Genomic DNA, 20638 nt, shown 5'->3' on the forward strand with positions numbered 1-20638 from the left:
AGGTCGTTCATGATAATAACCGGGAACGCTAACTAACATCAGGACGCCCTTCGCGGGGCGTATTTGGAGCAGGCATGAAGATCACAAGAGCAGAGGTCGAGCACGTAGCACGGCTCGCCCGACTGGAGCTTACCGACGCCGAACTGGACACCTTTACCGGCCAGATGGACGGCATCCTCGCCTACGTGGAGAAGCTGAACGCACTGGACACCGAAGGCATCGTCCCCACCTCGCACGCGGTCCCCATGGAGAACGCCTTCAGGGCCGACGAGCCGACCGGCTCGATCGGCGTGGAGAACGCCCTCGCCAACGCGCCGCAGCGCGCCGAGAGCTTCTTCAGGGTGCCCAAGGTCATAGAATAGCTGTCTGACCAGTCAGACAGGTCGGACTAGTCGGACCGGTCAGACGATCTCAGAATTGGAGTGTTTAATGGAAATTTTCGACCTTACCATACACGAACTGCACGAAAAGCTTAAGGCGAAGGAGGTCTCCTCGGTGGAGGCGACCCGTGCCATGCTGGACCGGATCGAGGCAGTGGACGGCCAGGTGAACGCCTACATCACGGTCACCCCGGAACAGGCGCTCGTCGAGGCGGAAGCCGCTGACCGCCGCATCGCTGCAGGCGACATCGCCCCCCTCACCGGCATCCCGATGGGCCTCAAAGACATCTTCATCACCAAGGGGATCCGCACCACCTGCGGCTCCCGCATCCTTGAGAACTTCGTCCCTCCCTACGACGGCACTGCGGTAGCGAAGCTGAAGGAACAGGGCGCAGTCATCGTGGGCAAGCTGAACCAGGACGAGTTCGCCATGGGGAGCTCCAACGAGTCCTCCTACTTCGGTCCGGTGAAGAACCCGTGGAACCTCGAGTGCACCCCGGGCGGCTCTTCCGGCGGCTCCGCCGCGGCCATCGCCGCACGCACCGCTACCGCGACGCTCGGCACCGACACCGGCGGCTCCATCCGTCAACCCGCCTCGCACTGCTCCTGCGTCGGCGTGAAGCCGACCTACGGCCGCGTCTCCCGCTACGGCGTCATCGCCTACGCCTCCTCGCTCGACCAGGTAGGCCCGCTCACCCGCGACGTGACCGATGCCGCGCTTCTTTTGGGTGCCGTCGCAGGCTACGACCCGAAGGACTCCACCTCGGTCAACACGCCGGTGCCGGATTACCTCGCCGGTCTCAAGAGCGGCGTCAAGGGGCTGAAGATCGGCCTTCCCAAGCAGTACTTCATCGAGGGGCTCGACCCGGACGTGAAGCGGGCCATGGACGAGGCGATCGCCCTCTATAAGAGCCTGGGCGCGGAGCTGCGCGAGGTGAGCCTGCCGCACACCGAGTACGCCGTCGCCACCTACTACCTGATCGCCACCGCCGAGGCGTCCTCGAACCTCGCCCGCTACGACGGCGTCCGCTTCGGCCACCGCGCCGAAGAGGTCCGCGGTCTGAAGGAGATGTTCGCGAAGACCCGCGCCGAAGGGTTCGGCTCCGAGGTGAAGAGAAGGATCATGCTCGGGACCTACGCCCTCTCCTCCGGGTACTACGACGCCTATTACGTCAAAGCCCAGAAGGTCAGGACGCTCATCATGCAGGACTTCCTGAACGCCTTCAACGAGGTGGACGTGCTGCTCACCCCGATCGCGCCGACCCCTCCCTTCAAGATCGGCGAGAAGCTGGCCGACCCCCTGCAGATGTACCTCTCCGACATCTTCACCATTCCGGTTAACCTGGCCGGGACCTGCGGCATCAGCATCCCCGCAGGCTTCAGCGCGGCGGGACTTCCCATCGGCCTGCAGCTGATAGGGAAGCCGTTCGGCGAAGCGACCATCCTCTCCACCGCGTACGCGTTCGAGCAGGAGACCCAGTGGCACTTGAAGAAAGCGCCGCTGTAAAACCTTAAAACCATTGGCCACGGAGAAAATCTGAGAACTTCGGAGAAAACCGTGACCCCCAAAAAGACTTAAAAGACTTAAAAGACTTTGGGGCAACCCAAAAGCTTTGTTTTGGTTTTCTCAGATTTCCTCAGATTTTCTCCGTGGCTAACGGTTTACAGCCTTTCGGTTTTTTGGAGCTCATATGAAATATCAGGTCGTCATCGGGCTTGAGGTACACACCCAGCTCACCACCAACACCAAGATCTTCTGCGGCTGCTCGACGAAGTTCGGCTCGGAGCCGAACTCCCAGACCTGCCCGGTTTGCCTAGGCTTCCCCGGCGCGCTTCCGGTCCTCAACCGGCAGGTGGTGGAATACGCCATCCGCGCGGGCCTTGCCACCAACTGCTCCATCACCCAGAGAAACGTCTTCGCCAGGAAGAACTACTTCTACCCGGACCTCCCGAAGGGTTACCAGATCAGCCAGTTCGACCTCCCCATCTGCCAGCACGGACACCTCGACATCGAGGTTGAGGGGGAAACGAAGAGGATCGGCATCACGCGTATCCACATGGAGGAGGACGCCGGCAAGCTGGTACACGCCGACATCCAGGGGGTGGGGGACGATTCCTGCGTCGACCTGAACCGCGCCTGCACACCGCTCCTCGAGATCGTATCCGAGCCGGACATGCGCTCGCCGGACGAGGCGATCGCGTACCTCAAGAAGCTGCACCAGATCGTCATGTACCTCGGCATCTGCGACGGCAACCTCGAGGAGGGAAGCTTCCGCTGCGACGCGAACGTCTCGCTCATGCCGGTCGGCTCCACCGTCTTCGGCACCCGCGCGGAACTGAAGAACATCAACTCCTTCAAGTTCATCAAGCAGGCGATCGAGTACGAGATCGAGCGCCAGGCCGAGATCCTCGACGACGGCGGCAAGGTGATCCAGGAAACCCGCCTCTTCGACCCGAACACCGGCACCACCCGCTCCATGCGCGGCAAGGAGGAGGCCCACGACTACCGCTACTTCCCGGACCCGGACCTCGTCCCGGTGCTGATCCCGGACCAGTGGATCGAGGACGTACGCTCCGAACTGCCGGAACTGCCGGAAGCGAAACGCGCCCGCTACGTCGCCGAGCTTGGGCTTCCCGAGTACGACGCCGAGGTGCTCGTCTCGAGCCGCGAACTCGCCCAGTACTACGAGGAGACCGTCGCCCTATTCCCGCAGGCGAAGATCGTTTCCAACTGGGTCATGGGTGAGGTGGCCCGCGCCCTCAACGAGGACAACAACCGCTCCATCACCGACTGCCCGGTCACCCCTGCCCTGCTCGCAGACCTCCTGAAGCTCATGGAGAAGGGGACCATCTCCGGCAAGATCGCGAAGACCGTCTTCGACGAGATGTACAAGACCGGCAAGGCGCCCGAGAAGATCGTCGAGGAAAAGGGGCTGGTGCAGGTCTCCGACACCGGCGCCATCGAGGCGATGGTCGACGAGGTGCTGAACGCCAACCCCGGCCAGGTCGAGCAGTACCGCGGCGGCAAGGAGACCGTCTTCGGCTTCTTCGTAGGGCAGGTGATGCGCGCCTCCAAGGGGAAAGCGAACCCCGCCGTGGTGAACGAACTGCTGCTGAAGAAGCTTAAGGCATAAAGGCTGTATGTAGCGCAAAGACGCAAAGGCGCGAAGAAAACCAAGAGACTATAAGAGGTTTTCGCACCGGTTTTACTTTGCGTCTTTGCGGCTTTGCGGCTTTGCGGCTTTGCGGCTTTGCGTTAAAAAACTCGTTTTTTGAAGTTAGCTTCCCATCGAGGTAGATATGTCCTTCAGAACCATAGAGTGGCGCGACAACAAGGTGATCATGATAGACCAGACGAGGCTCCCGGCCGAGGAGGTCTACAACGAGTACACCGACTTCCAGGGGGTCGCCGAGGCGATCCGCGGCATGGTGGTCCGGGGAGCCCCGGCCATCGGCATCGCCGCCGCCATGGGGGTCGCCATCGGCGCGCGCGAGATCATCGCGGACGGCTTCGACACCTTCTACCGCCAGTTGGAGAACGTCTGCGACGTGCTCGGCCGCACCCGCCCCACCGCGGTCAACCTCTTCTGGGGACTGGAGCGCATGAAGCGCGTGGCGCTGCAGCACAAGGAACTGGACCTGAACTCCATCCGTGAGCTCCTGAAGGCCGAGGCGATCAGCATCGAGGCCGAAGACCTCGCCATCTGCAAGGAAATCGGCCGCCACGGCGCCGCCCTCGTCAAGGAGGGTGCTTCCATCCTCACCCATTGCAACGCGGGCGGCCTCGCCACCGCGGGCTACGGCACCGCGCTCGGCGTGATCCGCGGCGCACACGATGCGGGCAAGAACATCCGCGTCTTCGCCGACGAAACCCGCCCCTGGCTCCAGGGCGCACGCCTCACCGCCTGGGAGCTGATGAAGGACTCCATTCCGGTCACCCTCATCTCGGACAACATGGCGGGCTGGCTCATGAAGAGCGGGCAGATCGACTTCTGCGTGGTCGGCGCCGACCGCATCGCCGCAAACGGCGACACCGCGAACAAGATCGGCACCTACTCCGTCGCCGTCCTCGCCAAGGAGAACCGGATCCCCTTCTACGTCGCGGCCCCCATCTCCACCCTCGACCTGAAGCTTTCCAACGGCGACCAGATCCCCATCGAAGAGCGCGCCCCGGAAGAAGTCACCAAGGTGCAGGGGGTATCCATCGCGCCTGAAGGGGTCAAGGTCAGAAACCCCGCCTTCGACGTCACCCCCGCCCGCTACATCACCGGCATCATCACCGAAAAAGGGGTGGTGCGCGGCGATTACGAGAAGGAACTCAGAGCACTGGTCGGGCTATGAGCCGCCTTTCCGACCTCGCCGCACTGCTGCTGTCCGCCCTGTCGCAGCCGGACAAAGGTGACCTCCCCCATCTCCTGGAACAGGGAGGCTTCAGCTACGGTGCACGCACGGTCGAAAACCTGAGGCTTCTTTCCGAAGTGCTGCCGGGCGAGCGGCTGGTCGAGGTGGCCATCGCCTCGCTCGCCGCTCCCATGCCGGACATGGCGCTGAACGGCCTCGAGCGCATCAGCACCATCGTCCCGCGCGACCTGCTCGTCACCCTCTGCTCGCGCCGCGCCCTCACCGCGCAGCTCATGAACATCTGCGGTTCCTCCCCCTTCCTCACCACGATCATCTGCCGCGATTCCTCCTCCTTGCAGCGACTCTTCATGGACCGCGAGATCATGATCCGGCGCAGCGAAGAGGAGATGCTGGAGGCCCTTCGCCTGCGCATCCCTGAAGGGACCGGCTACGCCGAGATCTTCTCCCACCTGCGCCGTTTCAAGTACGCCGAGATGCTGCGCATCGCCGCCCGCGACCTGAACGGCCTGGCCCCGCTGGAGGAAGTCACCGCGGAACTTTCCTCCCTTGCTGCCGCGACGCTTCAGATCGCCTACGAGACCGCCCACCGGGAGCTCGTGCGCGAACACGGCACCCCCATGGAAGAAGGGCCCGACGGACCGGTGCCGGCGGAGTTCACCATCATCGGCATGGGAAAGTTCGGCGGGCGGGAACTCAACTTCTCCTCGGACATCGACCTCATCTACTTCTACTCGTCCGACAAGGGGGAATGCACCGGCGTCCCCGACGGACGCGGCGGGTTCAGAAACAAGCTGACCCTGCACGCCTTCTTCGTGAAGCTCTCCGAGATGGTGAGCCGCGCCATCTCACAGGTCACCGAAGACGGCTTCGTCTTCCGCGTCGACATGGGGCTGAGACCCGACGGCAAGGGGGGGGACCTCGCCACCTCGATGCGCTCCGCCGAGGTCTACTACGAGGCGTGGGGACAGTCGTGGGAGCGCGCCGCCATGATGAAGGCGCGTCCCGTCGCCGGTTCCATCGAGCTTGGTGAGCGCCTTCTCGCCGCGCTCACCCCCTTCGTCTACCGCCGCTACCTCGATTACAACCTCATCGAGGACATGATGGCGATGAAGAAGAAGATCGACGCCTCGCTCGCCAGGAAGCAGGAAGGTGAGGTCAACATCAAGCTCGGGCGCGGCGGCATCCGCGAGATCGAGTTCTTCATCCAGGCCCTGCAACTGGTCTACGCCGGGAAGAACCCGCAGTTGAGGGAGCGCAACTCGCTCAAGGCCCTGAAGACCCTGTACCAGGCCCGCCTCATAAAAGAAGCCGAATGCGCCTCGCTCTCCGACGCCTACCGCTTCCTGCGCACCGTCGAGCACCGCATCCAGGTGGTGCAGGAGCGCCAGACCCACGCCCTCCCGCGCAAGGACGAGGAGCTTTTGGCACTGGCGCGGCGCTGCGGGTACCTGAGAAAGGACGGGCTGCAGCGTTTCAGCGAGACGCTGGAGCGGCACCGCCGCGCCGTCTCCGCCATCTACGGCGACCTCTTCCTGTCGCGCGACGAGAAGATCAAGGAGGAGGTCCTCCCCGAGGTCCACTTCTTCTTCGATCACAACGCCGACGCCGACCTCATCAAGGACATGCTGGAGGAGCGCCACTTCGAGCACCCGGACGCCGCCTACGAGAACCTCCTCGTGCTGCGCGACGGCCCGGCCAAGGTGAACCTCACCGAACAGGGGCGCCGCACCCTGGAGAAGATCGCGCCGCTCTTCTTGCAGGAGGTCTTCTCGGCTCCCGACCCGGACCTCGCCCTCACCAACCTGGAGCGCTTCCTATCCTCGCAACGGACCAGGTCCTCGATCTACGCCCTTTTGGCCGAGAACCGGGACATCCTGAAGCTCCTCACCTCGCTTTTCGGGATGTCGGAGTTCCTCTCCAAGATCTTCATCGGGCACCCGGAACTGCTCGACAGCATGGCTTCGCACGGCTACGCCTACCTGCAAAAGGAGCGCGCCGCCATGGCGAAGGAGCTCGACACCTTCCTCACCCAGGCGGACGGCTTCGAGGAGCAGCTTGATGCCATGCGGAGCTACCGGCACGAGGAGTTCCTGCGCATCGGCATGAACGACATCTACGGCAAGATGAAGCAGCCGGAAGTGGCGCAGCAGCTGACCGATCTCGCCGACGTGACCCTCGCCGCCGCCTGCTGCATGGCGACCGGGGAACTCGCCCGATTCGGCCGCCCTATGGTGGTCGAGGAGGACGGCACGAAGCACGAAGCCTCCTTCGCGATCGTCGCCATGGGGAAACTGGGGGGCTTCGAGCTCAACTACCATTCCGACCTGGACGTCATCTACATCTACGACGGACAGGGGTTCACCGACGGCGAGAAGAGCATCACCAACCGCGAGTACTTCGCCAAACTGGGGCAGAAGATCATCCTGGTCCTCACCACCCAGACAAGAGAAGGGTACGCCTACAAGATCGACACGCGGTTGCGCCCTTCAGGCAACGCAGGCCCGCTGGTCACCTCGCTCGAATCCTTCCAGAGCTACCATGCCGACGAGGCACAGATCTGGGAGCGCCAGGCACTAACCAAGGCGCGGGTAACCTACGGCGATCCTCGCCTTAAGGAAGCAGTGGAAAGGGTCATCGAGCAGACCGTTTACAGCTCCAGTGCCGACGACGGGGTGCGGGCTGAGATTCACCGACTCAGGATGCGCATGGAGAACGAGCTCGCCAAGGAGTCGACCGGCAGCTACAACATCAAGACCGGACGCGGCGGCATGGTGGACGTCGAGTTCATCATCCAGTTCCTGCAGCTCAAACACGGCTGCGAGCATGGTGAGATCCGCTGTCCGAACACGCTCGAAGCGATGGACGCGATGCGCATGCAAGGGCTTCTCTCCGAGCCGGATTACCAGGCCTTGGCCGAAGGGTACCGTTTCCTGCGCCGCCTGGAAAACCGGCTGAGGATCATCCACGACTACTCGATGAACGACCTGGGCGGACCGCTCAAGTACCTGAACAAGCTGGCGAGAAGGCTCGGTTACGATCCGATGCTCAAGAACCCGGGGCAGGCGCTCATGGCCGATTACGAGCGGGTCACCGAGGCGGTGCGCGAGGTGTACGGCAGGATCCTGGGGGGCGAAACACCAAAGGCGTTTAACAGGGATGAAGGGGATACAGGGGATAACATCTAAACCATTAAAGCCTTTATCCCCTTTATCCCCTTTATCCCTGTAAATGACTTGTTTCTTTTTGGAGGTTGCATTGGACGTACGGATTTACTACGAGGACACCGACGCGGGCGGGGTGGTCTACCACTCCAATTACATAAGCTACATGGAGCGGGCGAGGACCGAATTCCTGAGGAAGCACGGGCTGTCGGTCAGGGAGATGCACGACATGGGGATCATCTTCCCCGTGGTGCACATCGACGCCAATTTCCGCGCACCGGCGCGACTGGACGACCTGCTGGAGGTGCGCACCCAAATCGCGGTGCTTAAGAACAGTTCTTTCACGGTGGCGCAGCAGGTGGTTCGGAAGGAAGACGAAAAACTGCTAGTGGAGGCGAAGGTGACGCTGGCCTGCGTCAGTCCCGAGATGAAGGCGAAGCGCCTGCCGAACGAGATCAGGGAACTGTTCACAAGGCTTTTGGAGGAGAACCCATAGTAAGTTTGAGGCATCAGCGCCGCCCTGCACTGTAAGCCAGTCACACGTCCCCTCGAAAGGTCGCAGAGGCCCTGTAGCAGAGAGCATGCCTAACGTCCCCCCTTTGCGAAGGGGGAGCCTGTCCCCCGTAGCCTTGGCGAAGGGGGAACAGGGGGGATTTGCCTTCGCTTGGCGCATCATCTCTTCAAAGACCGCAGCATCTTCCAACAAAACCTGCCAGCCTTCCAACCTAATTACGTAACCCGGAACATCCCTAAAAAAAATCCCCTCTGTCCCCCCTTCGCAAAGGGGGGGACGCGGGGGCTATTGTGGTGCTTCGTGGACAGATGCTCCGTGGTCCTCAGCGCGGGAAAGGAGCCAGGCGGCGTTTAGTGTGCGTCGGACGGGGTGTTCTTCTGCTTTTCCCTGCGCTCCTCGAGCAGCATGTCGATGGCCAGGATGAAAACGCCGACGCAGATGGCGGAATCGGCGATGTTGAAGGCGGGCCAGTGATGTCCCTTCCAGTACACGTCGAGGAAGTCGATCACCTCACCCAGGCGGATCCGGTCGATCATGTTGCCGAGCGCGCCCGAGAAGATCAGCGACAGCGACACCACGTTCAGCTTCTGGTCGTCGCGCAGCTTGCTGACCGCCACCAGGATGACCACCACGGCGATGGAGGAGATCATCAGGAAGAAGGGGAGCCGGTAGGCCGAAGAGGCGAGGATGCCGAAGGCCGCCCCCTTGTTGCGCAGATAGGTGATGTTGAAGAGCCCCTCGATGACCGGGAAGGAGCTGTGCAGGGTCATGGTCTTGTCGATATAGACCTTGCTCAACTGGTCCAGCACCAGCACCAGCGCCGAAACCGCCGCGAGGATGATGTATTTGAGTTTCATAGAGTCCTTTAGGTCCGATATCCCCTCTCCCTCCGGGAGAGGGACAGGGTGAGGGCGTCGGCAGATGCAATCTCCTCGCTTCGTGGCAAGGCCCTCACCCGCCCTGCGGGCACCCTCTCCCAGGGGGAGAGGGCATGGTAATGGGATTGTTTCCTCTACAGAGTTACTTTACCGCCGCAAGGCACTTCGGGCAGATGGCCGGATGGTCGGCGTCATGGCCCAACTCCTCGCTGTAGCACCAGCAGCGCTCGCATTTCTCGCCGGGGGCGGCGGAAACCGCCACCTCTAGCCCTTCGATCCCCTCCGCCTGGTACACCTCGCCGGAAAGCGTCTCGCAAAGCTCGGCCTTGGAAACGATGAATATCTCGGAAAGCTGCGCCGCGTACTCCTTGAGGAACGCCTCGGTGTCGCCAGTTGCCTTCAGTGAGACGGCGGCGTCGAGCGAGTGCCCGATCACCTTCTTCACACGGGCAAGCTCTAGCGCCTTGGAGACCTCGGAGCGGATCTTGATGATCTTCTCCCAGCGCACGGCGAGCGCATCGTCCTTCACCTCGGGGGTGAGCGCCGGGAAGAGCGCCAGGTGCACGCTCGACTCGCGGTTGCCGGGCATCTCCGCCCAGACCTCTTCGGCGGTGAAGGAGAGCACCGGTGCCACCATGCGCACCAGGGCGTCGAGCACCTTGTACATCACGGTCTGGCCGCTTCTCCTCGCCACCGAATCCTTCTTCGAGGTGTAGACGCGGTCCTTCAGGATGTCGAGGTAGAAGGCGCTCATCTCGACGGTGCAGAAGCCGTTCACCGCATGGTAGAGGATATGGAACTCGCTGTCGTTGTAGGAGGCGAGCACCTTCTCCTTCAGAAGCTCCAGCTGGTGCATCGCCCAGCGGTCCAACTCCGGCATCTGCTCGAACGGGACGCAATCGGTGTCGGGATTGAAGTCGTGGATGTTGCCCAGGATGTAGCGGCAGGTGTTCCTGATGCGGCGGTAGCTCTCGGAGAGACGGGTCAGGATCTCCTGGGAGATGCGCAGGTCGTCACGGTAGTCCTGTGCCGCCACCCAGAGACGGAGCACGTCGGCGCCGAACTTCTTGATGACGTCCTCGGGAGCTACGACGTTGCCCACCGACTTGCTCATCTTGCGGCCGGAGCCGTCCATGACGAAGCCGTGGGTGAGCACGTTCTTGTAGGGGGCGCGCCCGCGGGTGCCGACGCTCGCAAGGAGCGAAGAGTGGAACCAGCCGCGGTGCTGGTCGCTGCCTTCCAAGTACATGTCGGCGGGGGAACCGAGGTTATCGCGCAGCTCGAGCACGGCGGCATGCGAGGTGCCGGAGTCGAACCAGACGTCGAGGATATCCCCTTCCTTCTCGAACTCGTTCTTGCCGCAGGAGGGGCAGACGGTCCCTTCCGGCAGGAACTTGGCGGCATCCCAGTCGTACCAGATGTCGGAGGTGTGCTCGGCGAAGAGGTCGGCGACCTTGTGCATCACCTTGCCGTCCGCCATCACATGGCCGCAGCTCTTGCAGTAGAAGGCGGCGATGGGGACGCCCCAGGAGCGCTGACGGGAAACGCACCAGTCGGGGCGGTTCTCGATCATGCCGTAGATGCGCTCGCGACCCCACTTCGGGATCCAGTTAACGTTGTTGATCTCGGAAAGCGACTTGCCGCGCAGGTCGTTCCTCTCCATGGAGATGAACCACTGCTCGGTGGCGCGGAAGATGACCGGCTTCTTGCAGCGCCAGCAGTGCGGGTAGGAGTGGGAGATCTCCTTGGAGCCCAAAAGCGCACCGACCTCGGTCAGCTTCTCGATCACGTTCTTGTTGGCGTCGAAAACGAACTGCCCGGCGAAGAACTCGATGTTCTCGTAGAAACGGCCGCGGTTGTCGACCGGGTTGTAGATGTCGAGCCCCGCCTGCAGGCCGAGTTCGTAGTCCTCCTGGCCGTGGCCGGGGGCGGTGTGGACGCAGCCGGTACCGGCCTCCAGCGTTACGTGCTCGCCTAAGAGGATGATGGAGTCCTGATCGTAGAACGGATGGCGCGCGAGCTTCTTCTCCAGGATCTTGGAGGGGAACTTGGCCAGCACGGAGCCTTCCGCGCCGATCTCCTTCAGGAAGCTCTCCTTCAGGCCGTCGGCCACGATGACCACGTCACCGCTGTTGAGCGCGAGCGCCACGTAGTCGAGTTCCGGGTGCAGCGCGATGGCGAGGTTCGCGGGAAGGGTCCAGGGGGTGGTGGTCCAGATCACCATGGAGGCCTTCTTGCCGGAAAGCTCCGGCACCGCGTTCCCGAGATCCTCCTTCAGGGCGAACTTCACGAACACGGAGGGAGACTTGTGGTCGGCGTACTCGACCTCGGCCTCGGCGAGCGCCGTGCCGCAGGAAGAGCACCAGTGTACCGGTTTCTTACCCTTGTAGAGGCCGCCGTTCTCGGCGAAGCGCGCCAGTTCGCGGGCGGTCGCCCCTTCGTAGCTCGCGTGCATGGTCAGGTAGGGGTTGTCCCAGTCGCCGAAGACGCCGAGACGCTCGAACTCCTCGCGCTGGATGCCGACGAACTTCGCGGCGTACTCGCGGCAGAGCTTGCGCATCTCTAGCTTGGAGATCTCGTGCTTCTTCGAACCGAGATTCTTCTCGACCTGCAGCTCGATGGGGAGACCGTGGCAGTCCCACCCCGGCACGTAAGGGGCGGCGAAGCCTTCCATACGCTTGCTCTTGAGGACGATGTCCTTGAGGATCTTGTTCAGCGCGTGGCCGATATGGATGTGACCGTTGGCGTACGGAGGACCGTCGTGCAGGATGTAACGCGGGCGGTTTGCTCCCGCCTCATCGATCTTCTGGTTTATGTCGATCTCGTTCCAGTGCTTGAGCATCTCGGGCTCGCGCTGGGGCAGATTGCCCTTCATAGGGAAGTTGGTACTGGGGAGATTGAGAGTGTCCTTGTAATCCATGTAAACGGCCTCCAAGCTGTCGGATTAAGCTGTGAGAGAAACGACTTAAGCTACAAGCTATAACGAGTAATGTCAAGCGCAAACAGGGATTTCCGCTGTTTAGACAGCGCTGTCCACTCATTATCCGGCGATGTCCGGCGTTTCATCCAGCTCCGAGGGCGACCGAGCAGAACGAGTCCGAAGCAGAGGCGCTTCACACACAACAAGGCGAGCGGGACGCGGCTCGGATTGCCGATACAACGGCAATTTTTGCGGTTTTTCTTGTGTCAGGCGGAGAGCGGTGCTATAAGTTGCGCCGCTAGAATAACTGGAGGCCTCTCCATGCAAAAGCACGAACAATCATACTGGGGCGGGATAGTCAAATCGATGGGCCTCGTCTTTGGCGACATCGGTACGAGCCCCATCTATACCCTCTCCGTCATTTTCGCCATCACCCCTCCGAAGCCTGAGAACATCTTCGGCATCCTGTCGCTTATCGTCTGGACCCTGATCATCCTGGTCACCGTCGAGTACGCCTGGCTCGCCATGAGCCTCGGGAGAAAGGGTGAAGGCGGCACCATCGTTTTGAAGGAGATCCTGGTCCGCCTGCTCAAGGGGGGACGCGCCATGGGCTTCATCGGCCTGCTCTCCTTCATCGGCGTTTCGCTGCTGCTGGGTGACGGCGTCATCACGCCGGCCATCTCCATCCTCTCCGCGGTGGAAGGTCTCGTGCTGATCCCGACGTTCTCAGGCCTGTCGCAGGGCGTTCTGATCTTCATCGCGGCAGTCATAGCCATCACCCTCTTCATCTTCCAATCGCGGGGAACGGACAAAGTGGCCGGTGCTTTCGGCCCGCTCATGGTGCTCTGGTTCGCATCACTCACCGTGACAGGCCTCATCGCCATCGCCGGGCACCCGGAGGTCGTCAAGGCGATCTCCCCCTGGTACGCCATAAAGTTCTTCCTGGACAACGGCCTCTCAGGTTTCTTCGTTCTCTCGGAAGTCATCCTGTGCGCCACCGGCGGTGAAGCTCTTTACGCCGACATGGGACATCTGGGCAGAAAGCCGATCGTCAGGGCCTGGTACTTCGTCTTCGTGGCCTTGGTGATCAACTACCTTGGCCAGGGCGCGTTCCTGCTGGAGCACCCGCACGAGAAGAACACCCTTTTCGGGATGGTGCAGGGGGAATCCCAGTTCCTCTACATCCCGTTCCTGATCCTCACCATCTTAGCGACCGTCATCGCCTCGCAGGCCCTCATAAGCGGGGTGTTCTCAATCGTATATCAGGGGATCACCACGCGCATCATGCCGCTCATGAAGGTCGATTACACATCGAGCCATCTCAAGTCACAGATCTACATAGGCTCGGTGAACTGGTCGCTCATGGTGCTGGTCATCTTCATCATGCTTTTGTTCGGCAAGTCGGAGAACCTGGCGGCCGCATACGGACTTGCCGTCACCGGGACCATGACCATCACCGGCATCATGATGACCTGGATCTTCGCCAACACCACCAAGAAGTGGAAGGCGCCCATCGCCCTCGCGGTCACCCTCGTCGACGCCGTCTTCCTGATCGCAAACCTGAACAAGCTCCCCCACGGCGGCTACTGGTCCATCATCCTCGCCTCGGTCCCCTTCATGACCATTCTGATCTGGACCAGGGGGCAGCGGGCGCTTTACAAGGCACTCAAGCCGCTCGACGTCGAGACCTTCCTCCTCTCCTACGAGCAGATCTTCTCCAAGGGACGCACCATCCCGGGCACGGGGCTCTTCTTCACCCGTGAGTGGGCGGTGGTCCCCCCTTACGTGGTGCACTGCATCATCCGGAGCAACATCATCTACGAGCGCAACGTCTTCATCTCCATCATCAGGACCGACGAGCCGTTCGGGGTCTCCTACAAGCTGACCGAGAAGCGCGGCAGCGGCCTTGATTCCTTCGAAATCTTCGCGGGGTACATGGAGGTGATCGACATCGAGACCCTGCTCAAGAAGAACAACATCAACGAGAAGGTCATCTTCTACGGCGTGGAGGACATCACGACCCCCAACCCGATCTGGAAGATCTTCAACGCCATCAAGAAACTGAGCCCGAACTTCGTGCAGTTCAACCAGCTTCCCGCAAGCAAACTGCAGGGCGTTCTGACCCGGGTGGAGATGTAACTGTCCGCCCCTCCACCAGCCGTCCATCCCAAAACACAAAAAGGGCCGCTTCCGTCACGGGAGCGGCCCTTTTCACTTCGGTTGGGGATTCGACGCCTGACTAGACAGCGTCCAGCAGACTCCCCCAAGTATCCTTCATCTGGATGCGGTGCAGAGCGTTCACCCCCTGGACCTCGTAGATGATCTTCTCGGTCTCCTCCTGCGAGAGCCCGACCTTGGGACGGACCCCCATCCAGTGGGTGGCCTGGCCGGAGGGGGACTCCAGCGGGCGGGGCAGCGGGGGGCCCGGTTTGTACTTCTTATCAACGAAAATGGCCGCTTCATACTGCTTGCCGTGCTTGACCAGGCAGATTTCCAGCAAAGCCCCCGTATTCTGCAGGACCCTATCGAGGATCACTTCCTGTACTTCCATATCTTCCGGCATCTCGGTGTATTCGCTCATGGCACCTCTCCATTCCCAGTGTTGGACGTTGTTCCTATTCTGACTCCATATCGGCCGATCACGGTCACAACTTTAGGACTTTTGCCCCTCTCAGTGCGACTATCTCCCACCGTCATTTTTCCCATTGGCGCCCAGGCGAAGCGTCACGACCAGGGGAAGATGGTCTGAAGCGACGGCAGTCAGCTTGGTGCGCGGGATCAGCTCGTTTTCCACGCTCAGGTCCGGCGAGATGAAGATGTGGTCGAACCTGACGATGGGCATGTTGCTCGGGAAAGTGAACTGGCGGTGCCCGAACTTCAGCCGCTCCTGCTCATCCTGCAGCGCGTTTCTGAGGCGCTTGTGGATGCTCCAGCTGGGCATGGCGTTGAAGTCGCCACACAAGACCACCGGGGCCCGGCACTCGGGATGGGCCAGCCAGTCTTCACCGGTAAGCACCTTCGCCTGGTAGTTGCGCTCCTGCGGGGTGAGCCCCAGGTGTGTGTTCACCAACTGCAGTTTCTGTCCGTTGACGTCGATCTCCACCCACATCGCGCCCCGCGGCACCATGGTCCGGTACCGGTTCTCCGGGTGCAGCCCCCCGGCCCGAACCAGCCGCATGGGAAACCGGCTGAAGACCACGTTGCCCCAACGCTCGCGCTCGAGGTTGTAGTGGACGTCCCTTCTTACCACCAACGCCAACTCGTGCGCCAAATCCTGGCAAGCGCCGCCGATTTCGGGGCGGAAACGCGCCCCGGGAAGTTCCTGAAGAGCAACGATGTCGGGCTGGTAGGCTTCGATGACCTGTGCGATGCGCGCGGCTGAAGTGTGGCGATCATTGCCGGTCAGCCGGTGCACGTTGTAGGTCATGACGGTGAAGGTGCCATTGCTTTGGATCATACGGACTGCCGCCCTTTCTAGTCGCGAGGGAGCCATAGGAAAAACAACGACAGGAATTATACCCGGTTTTCCGGGAGGCGCAGGCAAGAGGTGCGGGAACTTTCACTTTGGGAAAAACAACGGCAGATGATGCCGGTCAAACGTGTGGAAGAATGCCGCCGGGTTGGAGGAGGTTTCTCACCGTTGGGAAGGGGTCGCGCGCCGCGCGCAAAGGGTCTCGCACCGCGTGCAAAGGGTCTTGCACCGCGTGCAAAGGGTCTCGCACCGCGCGCAAAGGGTCTCGCACCGCGCGCAAAGGGTCTTGCACCGCGTGCAAAGGGTCTTGCACCGCGTGCAAAGGGTCTTGCACCGCGCGCAAAGGGTCTCGCACCGCGCGCAAAGGGTCTCGCACCGCGCGCAAAGGGTCTTGCACCGCGCGCAAAGGGTCTTGCACCGCGTGCAAAGGGTCTTGCACCGCGTGCAAAGGGTCTTGCACCGCGTGCAAAGGGTCTCGCACCGTGTGCAAGAGGTCTCGCGCCGCGTGCAAGGGGTCTCGCACGCGAAGTGTGGTGGTTGGCGCTTAAGAGGATGAAACGTCGAAGCGGTCGATCTCCTGCTGCAGCACCTCGATCTGGGCCGCCAGCGCCGACATGCTCTCGCCCAGCACCTTGACCGCGCCGAGGTTGCTCTCGGTGGCGCCCTTGATGCTCTCGACCGCCGGCAGCACCAGGTCCGCCCCCCTGCTCTGCTCGTCGCACGCCTTCTGGATGTGGCGGATCATGTCGGTGATGTTCTCGGTTGAACTCGCGATAAAGTTCCCCACGTTGCTCTGTTCGCGCGTCGAATTCTTCACCTGTTCGGTCAGGGTCCTCATCTTCTCCACCGCGGAAAGAACCAGACTGCTTCCCTCTCCCTGCTCGCGCGTGGCGGTCGCGATCTGACGCACCATGGAGGTGACCTTTTCCGTCGTGTCCCTGATCATCATGCTGCCGCGCGCCTGTTCGCCGGTGGCGCGGGCGATGCCGTTGACCTGCTCGGTCGCCATCTGGACGCCGCTCACGATCTTCTCGAGCGCCTCGCCGGATTTCCTGGACAGCTCTTCCCCTTGGGCGATGTTCTGTTCCGCCTGCGATATCGCAACCACCGCACGGTCGGTCTCCGCGAGAACCCCGTTCACCACATCGGCTATCTTGCGGGTCGAGGCGCTGGTCCTTTCCGCAAGCTGCTTGATCTCACCTGCCACGACCGCGAAGCCCTTGCCGTGCTCCCCGGCCTGGGCGGCGATGATGGCGGCGTTCAGCGCCAGAAGGTTGGTCTGCTCCGCAACGTCGTCGATGACGGAGAGGATCGCCCCGATATCACCGGCGCGCTGGGAAAGGTTCGCAATCACCTCGGAGGTGATGCGCGAGGATTGCCTGATGGCGTTGATGCCGAGGATGGTCGACTCCACCGCTCCCTTGCCGAACTCGGCATCCTGCTTCACAGACTCGGAGATCTTCACCGTGTTGAGTGCGTTCTTCTCCACCTCTTTTATGGTGCTGTCCATCTCGACGATGGAAGAGGAGTTGATGCTCGCCTCTTCGAGCAGGAGATCCGCGTTTCTTCCCACCTGCTTTATGGATGCAGCCATCTCGATGATGGCCGATCCCACCTCATCCACCTGGTGGGCGAGCGCCTCGGCGTTCAGGGCCACCTCCTCGACACTCGAAGCCATCTCGAGAATCGACGACGAGCTCTCGGACGCCGACTGGGACAGCCCCTCGACGGCCTTCCCAACTCCCTTGATCGAGGAGGTTATCTGAGTCATGGCGCTGGAAGCTTCATGCACCGAGGAAGACTGCTGCTCGGCCGCTCCCATAACGGTGCTCGAGACCTGCACCAGGTTGCCTGAGACTGCTCCAAGCTCGTCGCTGGAGACGTTCACCTGCCGCACCATAAGCGCAAGCTTCTCGGTCATGGTATTGAAGTCGGCGGCAAGCTCGCCTATCTCATCCTGGGTGTCCACCTGAAGGCGCTTGTTGAGGTCCCAGTCCGTGGTCACGGAGACGATGTGCTTCTTGAGGGTCTCGAAGAGAGCGATGCTCGGTTTTAGCGACAGGTAAAGAAAGGTAACACCGGCCAAGAGAATGGCGATGAAGATACCCATCTGGGCCGCCACCCCCTTCCACATCGTGGCGAACAGGGGACCGATTTCCTTGTGCGAGAAAAGTACCCCCACGGTCTCACCGGATGCGTCCTTGACCGGCCCGATGCCGACCAGGTACTTGCCCCCCTTGTAGGAGATGATGGCGAGTTGCGGCTCCTTGAGCGCCTGGGTCATTTCCGGAGCGAGCTGGGCGGCGATCCCCAAGGCCACTTCCTTCTGAGTCGGGTAAAGGATGCGGAAGTTCCCTGACTGCTCGGTCTTGACGTCGGTCCCTTTGCTCTTCAGGAAATCGTTGGTGAGAAAGAGGCTCATCTCTTTCCCGGTGATCTGCTTCATCTGCTGGAAGACATGGTCGATCTCTTCGGCGACCTCCATGTACCCCAGCGCCCTTCCCTGGTAGGAGACCGGTTTCACGCAGCGCAAGGAGAAGAAGTTCTTGCCCATCTCCAGGCCCCACGCCATCTGTTTGGTCGCCTGCGCCTTCAGGAAGGTCTCCCGCTTCAGGATGTCACCGTCCTGCTCGGGCTTGTGAGCCCGCAAAAGCACCTTGCCGTCGGGCTGTATGAAATACATGTGCGTTATGTTGTTGTTCTGTTTGATCTCGCCGAAGATGGGCTTCGCCACGGCGAGCAGTGCGTCCTTGTTGCCGGCGGCAAACGGGGCGAGCAGAACGTCGAGCCGGTCCAGTCCCGTGTGGGCCCTTGCGAGTCCCTCGGCGTCCCCCTTCAGGATCGCTTCGAATAGGCGGCCGTTGTTGCTGGCCTCGTCTTTGAGCCCCTCCCGCATCTGGTGCATCTGGTATTGGTAGGCGAAGATTCCTAGGATGGTGATGCTTGCAAGACAGAGAGAGACAACGGATACTATGACGCGCTTCTTGATGGACCACATGGCAAACATATTACTCCCGGCAACGCATTGCATTTCATAATATTCCTACAAGAATTAGTTATATATCTTATTCGCTTGCAAGAGAAAAGGGTTAAAACAACGTTGGCTGTGATTTAGATCGCTTTATCTGCATTTAAGAGAGCAATAAAGGCTCATATCACGTCCGCCCCCGACACAGCGCTTGTACACGCTGTTGACGCGGAGCCAACTGACACTATGATTGCTATCTTGTAGACCGCAACGTACCTGAAAGGAGTTTTCCCATGAACACCAAGAAGGTTACCTTTACCAACAGCAGCGGTTTTGAGCTTGCAGCCCGCCTGGAACTACCCGAGGGGGAACCGCCGGTTGCCTACGCCATCTTCGCACATTGCTTCACCTGTTCTAAGAACATAAAGGCGGCGGTGAACATCAGCCGCTCCATGAGCAGCCGGCGCATCGCGGTCCTGCGCTTCGATTTCACCGGCCTTGGGGAGAGTGAAGGCGACTTTTCGAGCACCACGTTCACCACCCAGGTGAGCGACCTCGTTGCGGCTGCACGGTTCCTTGAAAGCGAGTACCAGGCGCCGAGCCTGCTGGTAGGGCACTCCCTGGGAGGTGCCGCAGTCCTTGTGGCAGCATCCGAGATACCTTCGGCGGCCGCGGTCGTCACCATCGCCGCCCCCTACAACCCGGCCCATCTGCGCAGACTGCTCGGCGACTCCGCGGAGGAGATCGAGCGGCAGGGCGAGGCAACCGTGCACTTGGGCGAGAACTACTTCAACATCCGCAAGGAGCTTCTCGACGACCTTGAGAGGCAGCGCCCGGCCGAGACGCTGGCGCAGCTCAAAGGGGCGCTCCTCGTCATGCACTCTCCCGCGGACAGCATCGTTCAGATCGAAAACGCCACCCAGATTTTCCAGGCCGCGCGGCACCCGAAGAGCTTCATCTCACTTGGTGAGGCCGACCATCTCTTGTCCGACGCCGCCGACTCGAGGTACGCAGGCGAGGTCATCGCCAGTTGGGCCGCACGGTACCTGGACGTGGTCGACCGGGAGCCGATGGCGCAACCCGACTTCCAGGCCGCCGACAACCGCGTAACCGCAAGGACGGGAGAGGAGGGGTTCCGCACCGAGATCTCCGCAAACGGTTTCAGCCTCGTCGCGGACGAGCCGGTGAGCTACGGCGGCACCAACGAGGGACCGTCCCCCTACGAATTGCTCATGTCCGCCCTCGGAGCGTGCACCACCATGACGGTGCAGATGTACGCCCGACGCAAGGGGTGGCCGCTTGGCGAAGCCCTGGTGCGTCTGGCCCATCACAAAATCCACGCCGAGGACTGCCGCGACTGCGAGTCGCAGGACAGGCGCATCGACAAGTTCACCCGCGAACTGGAGCTCATCGGCGACCTGGACCAGGACCAGCGTCAGAAGCTCCTGGAGATCGCCGAGAAGTGCCCGGTGCACCGCACCCTGACAAGCGAGATCCGCGTCGACACCACGCTGAAGGAGTAGTAGAATCAGGTTTTCCTAAAGCTTCCGCAGTCCGGGCCGATAAGTGGTTGCAACGGCCGAGGTAGACTAGGCAGGAGGTAAGAATCATGGATGTAAGCACCATAGCAGCCGCCCAGGTAGCAAACGCCGCATCAGTCACGCAACAGGCCATCACCATGGAACTGGTCAAAAACGCAGCCGCCGCCCAGATGCAGATGGCGAACATACTGGCCCAGCAGGCGACGGCGGTGAACCCTCAGGAAGGTTTTTCCACCTACGCCTGAGCCACCCAGCAGCCAACCCAAACAGGACGGGCCGGAGGGAATTCCCTCCGGCCCGTCGCCTTTTCAACCCGTTACTTCTTGCAGCAGCTCCCACCTTCGCAACCGCAGCACCCCTTCTTCTTCCAAAGCGTCGCATAAAGGATGTAGCATGCCCCGGCGACGATGACGGCCGCGATGATCACGTCTGCAACTCCCAC

Annotated in this window: 15 protein-coding genes; 9 read left to right on the forward strand and 6 right to left on the reverse strand. The window is 61.5% G+C overall.

All coding sequences use genetic code 11. From position 1 onward, the window contains the following. The first annotated feature begins 74 nt into the window (after positions 1-74). From gatC to ybgC, 6 genes are all read left to right on the forward strand, one after another. Positions 75-362, forward strand: coding sequence for an Asp-tRNA(Asn)/Glu-tRNA(Gln) amidotransferase subunit GatC (gene gatC, locus D6Z24_RS01095; RefSeq protein WP_129124693.1), 288 nt, complete (start codon positions 75-77; stop codon positions 360-362). Positions 363-429: 67 nt separating this feature from the next. Continuing rightward, positions 430-1887 (forward strand): Asp-tRNA(Asn)/Glu-tRNA(Gln) amidotransferase subunit GatA, encoded by a 1458-nt coding sequence (gatA, locus tag D6Z24_RS01100; RefSeq protein ID WP_129124694.1) that lies wholly within the window; start codon positions 430-432, stop codon positions 1885-1887. 184 nt (positions 1888-2071) lie between these two features. Then, positions 2072-3514: an Asp-tRNA(Asn)/Glu-tRNA(Gln) amidotransferase subunit GatB gene (gene gatB, locus D6Z24_RS01105; protein ID WP_129124695.1), complete on the forward strand. Its 1443-nt coding sequence runs from the start codon at positions 2072-2074 to the stop codon at positions 3512-3514. A gap of 166 nt (positions 3515-3680) precedes the next feature. Next, positions 3681-4721 (forward strand): S-methyl-5-thioribose-1-phosphate isomerase, encoded by a 1041-nt coding sequence (gene mtnA / locus D6Z24_RS01110; protein WP_129124696.1) that lies wholly within the window; start codon positions 3681-3683, stop codon positions 4719-4721. Further along, positions 4718-7927 carry a bifunctional [glutamate--ammonia ligase]-adenylyl-L-tyrosine phosphorylase/[glutamate--ammonia-ligase] adenylyltransferase gene (gene glnE, locus D6Z24_RS01115; protein ID WP_129124697.1) on the forward strand — a complete coding sequence of 1070 codons (3210 nt, stop codon included), beginning with the start codon at positions 4718-4720 and terminating at the stop codon, positions 7925-7927. Before mtnA ends, glnE begins: the two co-directional genes overlap by 4 nt. A 70-nt stretch (positions 7928-7997) precedes the next feature. After that, a complete protein-coding gene (gene ybgC, locus D6Z24_RS01120) occupies positions 7998-8399 on the forward strand; it encodes a tol-pal system-associated acyl-CoA thioesterase (protein ID WP_129124698.1) in 402 nt (133 codons plus the stop codon). 368 nt (positions 8400-8767) lie between these two features. Here the strand turns inward: ybgC and lspA are convergent, their stop codons facing one another. Both lspA and ileS read right to left on the reverse strand, forming a co-directional pair. Continuing rightward, positions 8768-9274, reverse strand: a complete 507-nt coding sequence (lspA, locus tag D6Z24_RS01125) for a signal peptidase II (RefSeq protein WP_129124699.1) — start codon at positions 9272-9274, stop codon at positions 8768-8770. A 163-nt stretch (positions 9275-9437) separates the two neighbouring features. Continuing rightward, positions 9438-12215 (reverse strand): isoleucine--tRNA ligase, encoded by a 2778-nt coding sequence (ileS, locus tag D6Z24_RS01130; RefSeq protein ID WP_129124700.1) that lies wholly within the window; start codon positions 12213-12215, stop codon positions 9438-9440. A gap of 321 nt (positions 12216-12536) precedes the next feature. Between ileS and D6Z24_RS01135 the strand changes: the two genes are divergently transcribed. Next, on the forward strand, positions 12537-14354 hold the full coding sequence (locus tag D6Z24_RS01135) for a KUP/HAK/KT family potassium transporter (RefSeq protein WP_129124701.1): 1818 nt from the start codon (positions 12537-12539) through the stop codon (positions 14352-14354). A 100-nt stretch (positions 14355-14454) separates the two neighbouring features. Here the strand turns inward: D6Z24_RS01135 and D6Z24_RS01140 are convergent, their stop codons facing one another. The 3 genes from D6Z24_RS01140 to D6Z24_RS01155 all read right to left on the reverse strand — a co-directional run bounded on the left by D6Z24_RS01140 (position 14455) and on the right by D6Z24_RS01155 (position 18694). Then, entirely contained in the window at positions 14455-14796 is a 342-nt protein-coding gene (locus D6Z24_RS01140) for a hypothetical protein (RefSeq protein ID WP_129124702.1), read from the reverse strand. 99 nt (positions 14797-14895) lie between these two features. After that, positions 14896-15672: an endonuclease/exonuclease/phosphatase family protein gene (locus D6Z24_RS01145; protein ID WP_129124703.1), complete on the reverse strand. Its 777-nt coding sequence runs from the start codon at positions 15670-15672 to the stop codon at positions 14896-14898. Between the two features lie 559 nt (positions 15673-16231). Further along, complete coding sequence (locus D6Z24_RS01155; RefSeq protein WP_129124704.1) at positions 16232-18694, reverse strand: methyl-accepting chemotaxis protein; 2463 nt, start codon at positions 18692-18694, stop codon at positions 16232-16234. A 254-nt stretch (positions 18695-18948) separates the two neighbouring features. Here D6Z24_RS01155 and D6Z24_RS01160 point away from each other — a divergent pair, with 254 nt between their 5' ends. Next, positions 18949-20178, forward strand: coding sequence for a bifunctional alpha/beta hydrolase/OsmC family protein (locus tag D6Z24_RS01160; protein ID WP_129124705.1), 1230 nt, complete (start codon positions 18949-18951; stop codon positions 20176-20178). Between the two features lie 86 nt (positions 20179-20264). After that, positions 20265-20441 (forward strand): hypothetical protein, encoded by a 177-nt coding sequence (locus tag D6Z24_RS21580; protein ID WP_198419494.1) that lies wholly within the window; start codon positions 20265-20267, stop codon positions 20439-20441. Between the two features lie 71 nt (positions 20442-20512). Here the strand turns inward: D6Z24_RS21580 and D6Z24_RS01165 are convergent, their stop codons facing one another. Then, positions 20513-20638, reverse strand: coding sequence for a FeoB-associated Cys-rich membrane protein (locus tag D6Z24_RS01165; RefSeq protein WP_129124706.1), 126 nt, complete (start codon positions 20636-20638; stop codon positions 20513-20515).

Origin of the sequence: Geomonas oryzae, assembly GCF_004117875.1 — a bacterium.
In the GTDB taxonomy this organism is placed as follows: domain Bacteria; phylum Desulfobacterota; class Desulfuromonadia; order Geobacterales; family Geobacteraceae; genus Geomonas; species Geomonas oryzae.

What these genes read in the sequence shown, in the direction of transcription:
- gatC (WP_129124693.1), top strand. Translation starts at nt 75, where the DNA reads ATGAAGATCACAAGAGCAGAGGTCGAGCACGTAGCACGGCTCGCCCGA.
- gatA (WP_129124694.1), top strand. Translation starts at nt 430, where the DNA reads ATGGAAATTTTCGACCTTACCATACACGAACTGCACGAAAAGCTTAAG.
- gatB (WP_129124695.1), top strand. Translation starts at nt 2,072, where the DNA reads ATGAAATATCAGGTCGTCATCGGGCTTGAGGTACACACCCAGCTCACC.
- mtnA (WP_129124696.1), top strand. Translation starts at nt 3,681, where the DNA reads ATGTCCTTCAGAACCATAGAGTGGCGCGACAACAAGGTGATCATGATA.
- glnE (WP_129124697.1), top strand. Translation starts at nt 4,718, where the DNA reads ATGAGCCGCCTTTCCGACCTCGCCGCACTGCTGCTGTCCGCCCTGTCG.
- lspA (WP_129124699.1), bottom strand. Translation starts at nt 9,274, where the DNA reads ATGAAACTCAAATACATCATCCTCGCGGCGGTTTCGGCGCTGGTGCTG.
- ileS (WP_129124700.1), bottom strand. Translation starts at nt 12,215, where the DNA reads ATGGATTACAAGGACACTCTCAATCTCCCCAGTACCAACTTCCCTATG.
- D6Z24_RS01135 (WP_129124701.1), top strand. Translation starts at nt 12,537, where the DNA reads ATGCAAAAGCACGAACAATCATACTGGGGCGGGATAGTCAAATCGATG.
- D6Z24_RS01140 (WP_129124702.1), bottom strand. Translation starts at nt 14,796, where the DNA reads ATGAGCGAATACACCGAGATGCCGGAAGATATGGAAGTACAGGAAGTG.
- D6Z24_RS01145 (WP_129124703.1), bottom strand. Translation starts at nt 15,672, where the DNA reads ATGATCCAAAGCAATGGCACCTTCACCGTCATGACCTACAACGTGCAC.
- D6Z24_RS01155 (WP_129124704.1), bottom strand. Translation starts at nt 18,694, where the DNA reads ATGTTTGCCATGTGGTCCATCAAGAAGCGCGTCATAGTATCCGTTGTC.
- D6Z24_RS01160 (WP_129124705.1), top strand. Translation starts at nt 18,949, where the DNA reads ATGAACACCAAGAAGGTTACCTTTACCAACAGCAGCGGTTTTGAGCTT.
- D6Z24_RS21580 (WP_198419494.1), top strand. Translation starts at nt 20,265, where the DNA reads ATGGATGTAAGCACCATAGCAGCCGCCCAGGTAGCAAACGCCGCATCA.